This is a genomic window from Thermus sp., assembly GCF_039793865.1.
Taxonomy (GTDB): domain Bacteria; phylum Deinococcota; class Deinococci; order Deinococcales; family Thermaceae; genus Thermus.
Genome location: NZ_JBAMMI010000062.1, coordinates 21,162 through 32,489, shown reverse-complemented (window position 1 = coordinate 32,489; position 11,328 = coordinate 21,162). Strand labels below are relative to the sequence as shown.

10 protein-coding genes, 1 tRNA gene and 1 pseudogene are annotated in these 11,328 nt (G+C 69.2%); 5 read left to right on the top strand and 7 right to left on the bottom strand.

The genetic code is table 11. From position 1 onward, the window contains the following. Positions 1-746: 746 nt before the first annotated feature. Positions 747-823: transfer RNA gene (locus ABJK26_RS06130), tRNA-Met, on the bottom strand. A 52-nt stretch (positions 824-875) separates the two neighbouring features. After that, on the bottom strand, positions 876-1,988 hold the full coding sequence (locus tag ABJK26_RS06125; RefSeq protein WP_347241392.1) for an FAD-dependent oxidoreductase: 1,113 nt from the start codon (positions 1,986-1,988) through the stop codon (positions 876-878). 61 nt (positions 1,989-2,049) lie between these two features. Between ABJK26_RS06125 and icd the strand changes: the two genes are divergently transcribed. Continuing rightward, positions 2,050-3,327 (top strand): NADP-dependent isocitrate dehydrogenase, encoded by a 1,278-nt coding sequence (gene icd, locus ABJK26_RS06120; RefSeq protein ID WP_347241391.1) that lies wholly within the window; start codon positions 2,050-2,052, stop codon positions 3,325-3,327. Positions 3,328-3,371: 44 nt separating this feature from the next. Here icd and ABJK26_RS06115 read toward each other — a convergent pair whose 3' ends face one another. Then, positions 3,372-5,159 (bottom strand): RNB domain-containing ribonuclease, encoded by a 1,788-nt coding sequence (locus ABJK26_RS06115; RefSeq protein WP_347241390.1) that lies wholly within the window; start codon positions 5,157-5,159, stop codon positions 3,372-3,374. A 124-nt stretch (positions 5,160-5,283) separates the two neighbouring features. On the opposite strand from ABJK26_RS06115, the pseudogene ABJK26_RS06110 reads away from it, so the two are divergent. Then, positions 5,284-5,544 (top strand): annotated as a pseudogene (locus ABJK26_RS06110) (oligoendopeptidase F); the annotation flags it as partial. Positions 5,545-5,558: 14 nt separating this feature from the next. After that, the gene (locus ABJK26_RS06105) at positions 5,559-6,608 is read left to right on the top strand and encodes a tRNA pseudouridine(13) synthase TruD (protein WP_347241389.1); all 1,050 of its coding nucleotides are present in this window, start codon (positions 5,559-5,561) and stop codon (positions 6,606-6,608) included. 63 nt (positions 6,609-6,671) lie between these two features. Here ABJK26_RS06105 and ABJK26_RS06100 read toward each other — a convergent pair whose 3' ends face one another. From ABJK26_RS06100 to ABJK26_RS06090, 3 genes are read right to left on the bottom strand one after another with little or no spacing between them, the layout of a single operon-like run. Then, positions 6,672-7,112, bottom strand: a complete 441-nt coding sequence (locus ABJK26_RS06100; protein ID WP_347241388.1) for a hypothetical protein — start codon at positions 7,110-7,112, stop codon at positions 6,672-6,674. A 26-nt stretch (positions 7,113-7,138) separates the two neighbouring features. Beyond that, positions 7,139-7,501 carry an alpha/beta hydrolase gene (locus ABJK26_RS06095; protein ID WP_347241386.1) on the bottom strand — a complete coding sequence of 121 codons (363 nt, stop codon included), beginning with the start codon at positions 7,499-7,501 and terminating at the stop codon, positions 7,139-7,141. Then, the gene (locus tag ABJK26_RS06090; RefSeq protein WP_347241384.1) at positions 7,498-8,130 is read right to left on the bottom strand and encodes an alpha/beta hydrolase; all 633 of its coding nucleotides are present in this window, start codon (positions 8,128-8,130) and stop codon (positions 7,498-7,500) included. Before ABJK26_RS06090 ends, ABJK26_RS06095 begins: the two co-directional genes overlap by 4 nt. A gap of 21 nt (positions 8,131-8,151) precedes the next feature. On the opposite strand from ABJK26_RS06090, the gene ABJK26_RS06085 reads away from it, so the two are divergent. Then, a complete protein-coding gene (locus ABJK26_RS06085; protein WP_347241383.1) occupies positions 8,152-8,565 on the top strand; it encodes a PaaI family thioesterase in 414 nt (137 codons plus the stop codon). On the opposite strand, the gene ABJK26_RS06080 is transcribed toward ABJK26_RS06085, so the two are convergent. Then, complete coding sequence (locus tag ABJK26_RS06080; RefSeq protein WP_347241382.1) at positions 8,539-9,501, bottom strand: membrane dipeptidase; 963 nt, start codon at positions 9,499-9,501, stop codon at positions 8,539-8,541. The genes ABJK26_RS06085 and ABJK26_RS06080 overlap by 27 nt on opposite strands. 14 nt (positions 9,502-9,515) lie before the next feature. Here ABJK26_RS06080 and uvrC point away from each other — a divergent pair, with 14 nt between their 5' ends. Continuing rightward, positions 9,516-11,303, top strand: a complete 1,788-nt coding sequence (uvrC, locus tag ABJK26_RS06075; RefSeq protein WP_347241381.1) for an excinuclease ABC subunit UvrC — start codon at positions 9,516-9,518, stop codon at positions 11,301-11,303. Positions 11,304-11,328 lie beyond the last annotated feature (25 nt).

The window sequence follows — 11,328 nt, the reverse complement described above, 5'->3', positions numbered from 1 at the left end:
CCCGCAATTTTGCGCACAAGTGTAGCAACTAGCGCGTTCGCAAGTAAAAGGGCGTATAGCGCTCCCGTCCCAAGAGGGCGGCCTTCAGGCGCTGGGCTTGGACCTCTATCAGCTCCCCCAGGGGCTTGCGGAAGCCCAGGGGGTGGGTCGTCTCCAGCCCTCCTCGTTTAGCTATGCGCCCCCCTCCCGTGCCCCAAGGTAAGGGCCCCTGTTTCGCTAACGAAACACCCCTTTCCCGGGCCCAAGCTTGGGACATATATGCGGGCCCCACAAAGAAAGCCAAGGGCGGGGCGTTCCCCTGGGCCGCTAGGAGCCCAAAGGCCAAGGCCGGAAGGCGCGCCCCTTGCCGAAGCACCCCCGGGCCACCCCCACCGGGCCCGCCCGCGCTTGGACTGCCCCCGCCGGGAGATTTCACTTCCCGGATTTGGGGCCCAAGGATGGCCCGAAGGTCGTCCGCGCTAAGGTCCCCCATCGGCTTATCTCCCAGCACCTTCACCATGGCCCTCACCGCGTCCCGGTAAAACCCGATGGCGTTCGGGGAAAGCCCCCTGGCCTTGCAGTCCAAAAGCCATCCTTCCGCCCAAGCCGTGATTGGGCCCCACATACTTACCCTCGACGAGTACCGCTTACGACTTCCCATGACCCGACGATTTACCCTCTTCACGACTTCTGGGGCGGGGGGCGGCCAATGCTTACCGCGGTGGAAGAAAAGCATAAGGAAGCCCCTGGTTTTCCCAGGGGCCCCTTGGTGGCGGCGGTGGGACTCGAACCCACGACACCACGATTATGAGTCGTGTGCTCTGACCACCTGAGCTACGCCGCCCGGCGCCAGGCAACCCCCATCATAGGGGAGGCCAAGCCTTCGGTCAATCGGTTCACACGATCCCCTGCTCCCTCAGGAGCCTTCCTTCCCGGAAGCGGCCTAGGCGAAAGGGAGCGATATTCAGGCTTTGCGCCTGGCCGAAGATCACCTCCTCCGCCATGAGGCGGCCCACCATGGCCGCCTGCTGCACCCCGTGCCCGGAGAAGCCCGCGGCCAAAAGAAGCCCCTCCTCCACGAAGCCCAGGATGGGGTTGTGGTCCGGGGTCACCTCGTAGTAGCCCCACCAGCTCGCCCTCCGGTCCAGGGAAAGCCCCTCCAGGAAGGGGAATCGGGCGAGGCCGGCCTCGAGGGTGGGAGGAAGCCACTCCCAGTCCATCCCCTCCCGGAAGCCCGGGGGCTCTTTGGGGTTGGAGCGGCCAAAGAGAAGGCGGGGGCCTTCGGAGCGCAGGTAGAAGCCCGTGGCGAGGTCTACCGCGAGGGGGAAGGCGTGGGGAAAGGGCGCGGGGGCGGTGGCAAAGACCATGCGGCGCACCGGGTAGATGGGGATCTCCAGGCCCAAGGCCTTCCCCACCTCCCCCGTCCAGGCCCCGGTGGCGAGGAGAAGGTAGGGGGCCTCGTACCGCCCCTTAGGCGTTTCCACCCGCCAAAGCCCCCCCTTTCGCCGGGCGGAGAGGAGGGCTTCCGAAAAGCGCACCTCCGCCCCAAGCCGCCTCGCCTCCCGGAGGTAATAGGCCGTGGCCCCGTGGGGGTCTATGACCCCGTCCATAGGGCCAAAGGTGGCGTAGGCCAGGCCCTCCTCCCTGAAGGGCACCTTCTTCTGGGCCTCCGCCAGGGAGAGCTTCTCCACGGGAACCCCCAGGGCCTTCTGCACCCTAAGGGCTTCTTCTTGGGCCTCGGCTAGGCCCTCGGGCACCAGGAAGAGGTAGCCCGTGGGGCGGTAGGCGGCCTCCGGGATCTCCCGGTACTCCAGGATGGAATGGTAGGAGAGGAGGACGTTCAGGGGCTCGGAGAACTGCACCCGCACCCCGGCGGCGCTTTTCCCGGTGGAGCCCTGGGCGAAGGTGGCCTCCTTCTCCAGGAGGAGGACCTTAAGCCCTCCCTCCGCCAGGCGGTAGACCGAGGCCGCCCCCACGATCCCCGCCCCCACCACGACGATATCTGGCATAGGGCAAGTTTAGGACACTTTTCCCTGGGGGAGGGGGTATGCTGTGCCCCGGAGGTCAGGTATGGCCTACAAGCACATCCGCATTCCGGAAGAGGGCGAGAAGATCACCATCCAGGCCGGGGTCCTGAGGGTTCCCGACCGACCCCTCATCGGCTTCATTGAGGGAGACGGCACCGGCCCCGACATCTGGAGAGCGGCCCAACCCGTCCTAGACGCCGCCGTGGAGAAGGCCTATGGGGGAAGGCGCAAGATCGCCTGGGTGGAGATCTACGCCGGGGAGAAGGCCAACCAGGTCTACGGGGAGCCCGTCTGGCTTCCCGAGGAGACCCTGGAGTTCATCCGGGAGCACCTGATGGCCATCAAGGGACCCCTCACCACCCCCGTGGGGGGCGGGATCCGCTCCATCAACGTGGCCCTGAGGCAGGAGCTGGACCTCTACGCCTGCGTGCGCCCCGTGCGCTGGTTCCAGGGGGTGCCGAGCCCGGTGAAGCACCCGGAGCTCGTCAACATGGTGGTCTTCCGGGAGAACACCGAGGACATCTACGCCGGCATTGAGTGGCCCGCGGGGAGCGAGGAGGCGAGGAAGGTCCTGGACTTCCTCAAGCGGGAGTTCCCCAAGGCCTACGCCAAGATCCGCTTCCCCGAGACCTCGGGCCTTGGGGTCAAGCCCGTGTCCAAGGAGGGCACGGAGCGCCTGGTGGAGGCGGCCATAGAGTACGCCATCAAGGAGGACCTCCCCAGCGTCACCCTGGTCCACAAGGGCAACATCATGAAGTTCACCGAGGGGGCCTTCCGGGAATGGGGCTACGCCCTGGCCCGGGAGAAGTACGGGGCCGTGCCCCTGGAGGGCGGCCCCTGGCACGTGATGAGAAACCCCAGGACGGGCCGGGAGATCGTCATCAAGGACATGATCGCCGACAACTTCCTGCAGCAGATCCTCCTCCGCCCCGACGAGTACTCGGTGATCGCCACCTTGAACCTCAACGGGGACTACATCTCCGACGCCCTCGCCGCCCAGGTGGGGGGGATCGGCATCGCCCCCGGGGCCAACATCAACTACAAGACCGGCCACGCCGTCTTTGAGGCCACCCACGGCACCGCCCCCAAGTACGCTGGCCAGGACAAGGTGAACCCCTCTAGCGTCATCCTCTCCGGGGAGATGATGCTCCGCTATCTGGGCTGGAACGAGGCGGCGGACCTCATCCTCCAGGCCATGGAGCGCACCATCTCCAAGGGCCTCGTCACCTACGACTTCCACCGCCTCCTCCAGGCCGAGGGAAAGCCCGCCACCCTCCTCAAGACCAGCGAGTTCGGCCGGGCCCTGATCGAGCACATGTAGCCCGCATCGGGGCCCCCACCGCGGCTTTCGCCGCCGTGGGGCGCTTAGACCAGGGCGAAGCGGGCCTCGAGGCCCGGAAGGTCCGCCTCCAGGAAGCGGAGGCGGACCTCGGCGTTCAGGGGGAGGGGTTGGGAGAGGGCCACCTGGGCGGAAAGCCCAAGCTCAGGGAGGAGGAAGACCCCCTGCCCCCCCCGCCTTTCCACCAGGACGCCGGGCCCCTCGTAGCCCTCCTCCATGAGGTAAAGGAGCGTCCAGTGGAGCCTGCTCCGCCTTTCCGCCTCCCGCACCAGGTCGGCCACCGCCTCCGCCGCCCCCACCCTTTCCAGGACCTCGGCCTGGGAGAGGGGCCTCTCCCCCTTGAGCCAGGCCCTGAGCTGCTGGTGGGCCACCAGGTCCAGGTAGCGCCTCAGGGGGCTCGTCACCTGGGCGTAGAGGGGAAGGCCTAAGCCCTTGTGGGGGGCGGGCACGGCCTTGAGCTGGGCCCTCTTTAGGGCCTTTCTCTGCTCCCACATGGCGGCGAGGCCCTCCCCTTCCACCCGCCTCGAGGGGGCCTCCTGGGTGGCGAAGGGGAAGGGAAGCCCCTCCCGCACCGCCAGGTGGGCCGCGGCGTAGCCGGCGAGGAGCATGGCCTCCCGCACCCAGACCCGGCTTGGGTAGGGGGGGAGGGGCGTGATCCGGACCTCCTCCCCCTCCACCCGCACCTTCACCTCGGGGAGGTGGATCTCCAGGGCCCCCGCGGCGAGGCGCCTCGCCCGGAAGGCCTCCGCCAGGGCCTCTAGGGGCCTCAAGGCCTCCACCTCGAGGGCCTCCCGGTAGGTGAGGCGCGCGGCCCGGATCCAGGAGGGGTAGACCCTCTCCTCCCGAAGCTCCCCTTCCTCCGAGACCCAAAGCTCAAAGGTGAGGGCCGGGGAGACCTCTTTTAGGCCCAGGCCGAGGCGCTCGGTAACGGCGGGGGGGAGCATGGGCACCGTGCCCTCGGGCAGATAGAGGTTCGCCCCCCGGCGCAGGGCCTCCTCGTCCAGGAGGCTACCTGGGGCCACCAGGGCCGCCACGTCGGCCACGTGGACGAAAAGCCTAAACCCCTCCTCCACCTTCTCGGCGTAAATGGCGTCGTCCGGGTCCTGGCTCCCTTCGTCGTCTATGGCGAAGGCGGGGAGGCGGGTGAGGTCCACCCGGTCCTCCTCAGGAAGAGGGGGGACGGGGAGGTCCGGGGGCTGGAGGGGAAGGCCGAGCCTTTTCGGGTGGGGGTTTTCCCTTTGCCAAAGCCCCAGGCGGAGGAGGAAGGCGTGGGCCGCCTCGGGGGTTTCGGGGAGGCCGAGGGCCCTTAGGACGGGGCTTTCCTTCCTCTCCCCCCGGGCCAGGGCCTCCACCTCGGCGAGGAGGGGGCGGTCCTCCGGGGCGGGCCTTCCCTCCCTCAGGCGCTTTAGGGCCTCCTGGAAGGCCCGTTCCCGCTCCGCCCGCTTCCTTTCCGCCTCCTTTAGGGCCTGAAGCTCGCCCCGGGTGCGGGCCCGCACCCCTTCCCCCTCCAGGACGAAGCGCTCCCCCCTTTGGGCAAGGAGGTAGGCGCCCAGGGCGGCCTCCGGGGTAAAGGCCCCGTAGACCAGCTCGGCGAGCTCCTTTAGGCTCACCCTCTGCCCCTCTAAGAGTTCCCAGGCGGCCTCCTCCTCCCCCTCGGGCGCCTTCAGGTCCAAGGAGGCGGGACCCGGGTGAAGGAAGAGGACGTCCTTGGGGCGAACCCTTTGCCTCTCGCCCCCGGGAAGCTCAAGCTCCAAGCGCCCCCCCTTCTCCTCGGCCAGGGCGGGCTTGCCTTTGTAGATGACGAGCGCGGCCACGCCCCCCAGGATACCGCCCAGGTATAGTGGGGCCCATGGAGTGGGACCTTTCCGACCTCTACGCCTCCCCGGAGGACCCCAGGCTCTGGCAGGACCTGGAGAGCGCCCTGGCCCTGGCGGCAGGGCTTTCCCCGGAGGACCCTTCGTCCACTACCGCTTCTACACCTACAGCTACGCCCTGGGCTACCTGGTGGTCCTCGCCCTCTACGGCAAGTACCGGGAGGAGGGGGAGGCCTTCGTGCCCCGGTACCTCCGGGTCCTCGAGGCCGGGGAGCGCCAAAGCCCCAAGGAGATCCTGGCGGAGGCCGGGGTGGAGCTTGGCTCCGAGGCCTTCTTCCGCTACGGCTTCGGCGTCCTGGAGTCTTGGCTTGAGGCCCTCCCCTAGGCGAGAATAGGGGGATGGACCTGGTTTACCGCCCCGAGCGCTACCCCTTCCTCACGGGGGACCTCCCCGGGGTGAGCGGGGAGATCCGGGTGGAGCGGGAGGACTTCCAGGTGGAGGAGGTCCCCGCCTACCTCCCCAAAGGGGAGGGAGAGCACCTCTACCTTTTCCTGGAGAAGGAGGGCCTGACCACCCGGGAGGTGGTGGAGTTCCTGCGGGACGCGGTGGGGGTGCCGGAGAAGGAGATCGGGGTGGCGGGCCTCAAGGACAAGCACGCCCGCACCCGGCAGTGGTTCTCCATCCCGAGGAAATACGAGGACGCCCTCTGCCTCCTGGAGAACCTGCAGGGGGTGAGGCTCCTTGAGGCCAGCCTCCACCCCCACAAGCTCCGCACGGGCCACCTCAAGGGGAACCGCTTCCGCGTCCTCATCCGCCGCCCCAAGGGGGGCCTCCCCGAGGCGGAGGCGGTCCTCAGGCGCCTCGCGGAGAAGGGCGTGCCCAACTACTACGGCCCCCAGCGCTTCGGCCTCGGCGGCCTCAACCCGGTGCGGGGCTACCGCTTGGTGAAGGAGGGAAAGGGCCGGGGAAGCCCCTGGCTCAAGCGCTTCCTCATCGGAAGCCTCCAGAGCCTCCTCTTCAACGACTGGGTGGCCCTCAGGCTGGAGCGGGGCCTCTTTGACCGGGTCATCCCTGGGGACTGGGCCAAGAAGCACGCCACCGGGGGGGAGTTCCTGGTGGAAGACCCGGGAGAGGCCGAGCGCGCCTTAAGGCTTGAGATCAGCGCCACGGGACCCCTCTTCGGCAAGAAGTACCCCGAGGCCCAAGGGGAGGCGAGGACCATGGAAGACGAGGTCCTCGCCCGCTACGGGCTCAAGCGGGAGGAGTTCAGGGCGAGGCGGGGCGCCCGGAGGCCCATCCGGGTTCCCCTCTCGGAGTGGCAGGTGGAGGAGGGCCCGGAGGGGCTTTGGCTGAGCTTCTTCCTGCCCAAGGGAAGCTACGCCACGAGCCTTCTCAGGGAGGTGATGAAAAAGGAGGTGGATGCCCCTTCGGGCGAGGAGGGGGAGTAGCCTCCCCGCTAAAGGAAAAACCCAGGGGGGACACGTCCGGCCCCCCTGGGCAAGCCTGCTCCCCTAGAAGCGGAACCCGACCTTCATCTGGGCCGCAAGCTTCCCCCCCGCAAGGCCCAGGTCCCCGCCCAAGAACACCGGGGCTTTGAGGACGGAGGCCAGATCGTATTCCGCGTCCGCCCGGAAGTAGAGGGCCAGGTTGCCGAAGTTGAAGCCCGGAACGGCCACCCCTAGCCCAGCCCCCGCCTTAAGTCCCTCGGCCACGGGGTAGAGGTAGCGGAAGAGGAAGGCCCCGTTCAGGCTACCCCCCAGGGTGTAGGCCAGGTCCAGGGCGGGGCGCACCTCCCCCACGGGGGGCTGGAAGAGGAGGCAGTACCAGGAAACCTCCACCCCGAAGCCCTGCGTGCCGCCCACCGCCGCCAAGGAGGGCCTTAGGTTCTCCAGGGAAACCTGCGCCGAGGCCAAACCCATGGCCGCCACGAGAAGGATCAGGGCTTTTCTCATACCGCACACCTCCCAGGTATATCCTATCACGATCCCAAGGCTTCTTGCAACGCCGCCCCCAAATCCTCTGCCCCAAAGACCCTATACCCCCGCTCCGCCAGGACCGCCCCCACCGCCTCCCCCACCCCCCGCACCAGGAGGGGCGGCGAGCCCAGGTTGAGCATGGCCAAAAAGCCCGCCACGTACTCGGCCAGCTCCTCTGGGGTCATGGCGGGCCCTCCGGTGCGCCCGAAGCCCGGGAGGTCCAGGAGGTAGAAGGCGTACCCCGGGGGCAGGTCCTCGGGCCACCTCGAGGCCTCCTCGGCGAGGAGGACCACCGCCGGGCCCCGGCCCACCCGGTCAAAGACCAGGTTCAGGCCGTAGAGGTGGAGGTATCCCGCGCGCCTCATAAGGCGAGCCCCCCCGGCAGGGGCCGGAACCCCTCCCCCAGGAGGAAGTCCGAAACCAGGTCCCGGACCTCCCCCTGGGCCTCCCAGGGGGCGAGGTGCCCGGCCTCGTCCACCACGAAGCGGAGGGCCTCCCCTTTGGCGAAGTCCGCCACCTTGGCCCCGTGAAGGGGCGGGGTGAAGGCGTCCAGGGCCCCCTGGACCACGAGGACCCGGGCCTCGGTGCCCCTAAGCCAGCGCCTTTCGTCCTCCAGGGCCTCGAGGCGCCCAAGCCACCGCCAAAGCCCCGCCTCGCTCAGGCCCTCCTTCCAAGCCTCGTAGACCTCTTCGCTCCCCGCGCTCAAGGCCCCGAAGAAGAGGGCCCGGCCCACCCGGGCGAACCCCTCCACCCCGCCCCGCTCCAGGCCGAAGCGCAAGGCGCCAAGCCGCGCCGCAAGGAGCGCGTCCCGGAAGAGGACCGGGGAGAGGAGGACGAGGCTTCTCGCCCCCTCCCGGAAGGCCACCTTCAGCGCGTCCAGGGCCCCCTCGGCGAAGGCCACGAGGTGGAGCCCCTCCTCCGAGGGGAGGTCCAAGAGGAAGTCCAGCCCCGCCGGGGGGACGAGGAAGCCGGGAAAAAGCCGGATCTCGCCCACGGCCCCTTTATACTCCAGGGCATGGAGGTCAAGGCCTTCCTGGAGCGGGAAACTTTGGACCGGACTTTGGGAATCCGCTACCTCAAGGCGGAGAAGGAAGAGGTGGTGGCGGAGCTTGAGGTGACGCCCAAGGTCCACCAGCCCTTCGGCTTCCTCCACGGGGGGGCCACGGTGGCCTTGGCGGAGAGCGTGGCGAGCGTGGGGGGGTTTTTAAACTGCCCCCCAGGGCACGCCGCCTTCGGGCTGGAGATCAACTGCAACCACATCCGCAAGAAGCGGGAAGGGACGATCCGGGCCGTGGGAAGGCCCCTCCACGTGGGCCGCACCACCCAGGTCTGGGAGGTGAAGGTCCACGACGAGGAGGGGCGCCTCCTGGCCGCAAGCCGCTGCACCCTGGCCGTGGTGCCCTTAGAACCAGCCAAGGAGCCAGCGTAGCCAGTTCCCGCCCAGGAAGCCCTCGTCCCCTAAGGCGAGGAGGTCCCGGTGCCGATCCAGGCCCAGGGGCACGGCCTCGAGGCCAAACCCCCCGTCCCAGTCCGTGCCCAGGCCCACCCGCCTTCTGCCCATCACGGCCTCGGCGTGGGCCTTGTGGCGGAGGAAGGCCTCCAGGGGAAGCCGCGGCATCCCCCTCTTCCAGGCGGGGTCCAGGAAGGCGTTGAAGGGCACGAGGCCCAAGACCCCCTCCCTCTCCGCCAGGGCGCGGAGGAGCCCGTCGGAGAGGTGCCTTTCCGAGGGCACCAGGGCCCGGCAGTTGGCGTGGGTGGCGGCCACGGGGCCCCGGTAGGCCTTTAGGGCCTCCCAGGCCGCCTCCTCCGCCAGGTGGGAGAGGTCCAGGGCCACGCCCAAAGCCTCCATCTCTCCAAGGAGCGCCCGCCCCGCCTCCGTGAGGGGCCCGGGCTCGGCGTTCCCGCCGGCGTAGGCGTTTTTCGTGGCCCAGGTGAGGGAAAGAAGCCTCAGGCCCTGCCTCCGCCACGCCCCAAGCGCCCCGGGGCTGGGCAAGGGGTGGGCCCCCTCCAGAAGGAGGACGAGGCCCAAGACCCCGTCCTCGGGAAAGCGCTTTAGGTGGGCCAAAAGGTCCTCCCGCTCCCGCAGGATCCGCACCAGGCCCCTCTTCTCCCAGGCCTCGTAGAGGGCGAGCTGGGCCAGGGCCTCTTCCTCGTACGCCCCGGGAGGCACCTCCTTGGGGTCCACGAAAAGGGTGGCGAAGGCCAGGGCCACCCCCGCCTCCTTTAGGCTCGGGAGGGTGACCAGGGGGGTGTCGGGGTGGGGGTCTTGGGCCCGGAGGGCCTCCAGGGGAAGGGTCAGGTCCCGCCCCAAGGCGCGCGCGTTCCAGGCCAGGTCCAGGTGGGCGTCCACCAGGAAGGAAGGCACGGGGAGAGTCTACAATGGGGAGCGTGCGGGCCCAAGACCTCCCTCCCCTCCCCGAGGCCCCCGGGGTCTACCTCTGGAAGCGGGGGGAGGAGGTGCTCTACGTGGGCAAGGCCAAGAGCCTCCGCGCCCGGGTGCGAAGCTACTTCCACGCCGAGGGGAAGGCCAGGCGCATCGCCGAGGAGGCCACGGGCCTGGACTTCATCGCCACCCGGGACGAGGTGGAGGCCCTCCTCCTCGAGGCCAACCTCATCAAGGCCCACCGCCCCCCTTACAACGTCCTCCTCAAGGACGACAAGCACTACCCCTTCCTCAAGCTCACCCACGAGCCCTTCCCCACCCTCCTCGTGGTGCGGCGGGTGGAGGAGGACGGGGCCAAATACTACGGGCCCTTCCCCGAGGCGGGGGCGCTTCGCCGCATCAAGACCCTCATAGACCGCCTTTTCCCCTTGCGCAAGAACTCGGGCTACCCCATGAAAAGGAGGCGCTACCCCTGCCTGAACTACAGCATGGGCCGCTGCCTCGCCCCCTGCGTGGGCCTGGCCGACCCCGAGGCCTACCGGGAGGTGGTGCGCCAGGTGGAGGCGGTCCTCGAGGGCCGGGTGGACGGGCTCCTTCAGGAGCTGGAGGCCAAGATGCGGGAGGCGGCGAGGAGGCTGGAGTTTGAGCGGGCGGCGGAGATCCGCGACCAGATGGAGGCCCTAAAGGCCTTCTTCTCCACGAACCAGCAGGCCTTTGACCCGGAGATGGGGGACCTGGACTTCCTGGGGATGGCCCGCTCCGGGGCCCTCGCCGTGGTCCAGCTCTACCAGGTGCGCTCCGGGCGCATCCTCGGGCGCATCAGCCGGGTGGTGGAGAAGGAGGAGGCCACGGAGGAGGAGATCCTTTGGGCCTTCCTGCGGGACCACTACCTCGAGGCCTCCCCCCTCCCCCCCCTCATCCTCCTCCCCTTCCCCCTGGAGGACCTGGAAAGCCTCGCCGAGCTCCTCCGGCGCCGCGCCGGGCGGAAGGTGGAGCTTAGGGTGCCGAAGAAGGGGGAGAAGGCGAGGCTTTTGGAGCTCGCCGAGAAAAACGCCCGCCTCGCCCTGGAGACCGAGCTCAAGCTCCGGGAAAGGCGGGGGGAGCACCCGGCCCTCAAGGCCCTCCAGGACCTCCTGGGGCTTCCCGCCCGTCCCTGGCGCCTGGAGGGGTACGACGTAAGCCACCTCCAGGGCCAGGCCCGGGTGTTCTCCATCGCCGTCTTTGAGGGGGGAAGGCCCAAGCGGCAGGAGTACCGGAGGATGCGCCTCAAGGCGGGCAACGACGACTACGCCGCCATGGAGGAAGGGGTCTTCCGCCGCTACACGGGAAGCCTCAAGGACCTTCCCCTCCCCGACCTCCTCCTCATTGACGGGGGTCTGGGCCAGGTGCGGGCGGCGGAAAGGGCCCTGGAGCGGGCGGGCCTTCGGCTTCCCCTGGTGGGCCTCGCCAAGGGGGAGGAGGTCCTGGTCACGCCGGAAGGGCGGGAGCTTCGCCTACCCCTCACCCACCCGGCCCTCCAGCTCCTCATCCACCTCCGGGACGAGGCCCACCAAAACGGCCTCCGCTACCACCAGAAGCGGCGGAGCGAGGAGGCCCTCAAGGTCCTCGCAGGCATCCCCGGGATCGGGGAGAAGAGGAGGCGGCTCCTCTTGGAGCGCTACGGGGGGCTTAGGGCCCTGAAGGAGGCCCCCCTGGAGGAGCTCGCCCGGCTCCCCGGCATGAGCCTGAAGGCGGCCCGGGCCCTCAAGGAGGCCCTCAGGGAAGACGCACCCGAACCGGCCTGAGCCTCCCCTCCCGGGTGCCGTCCCC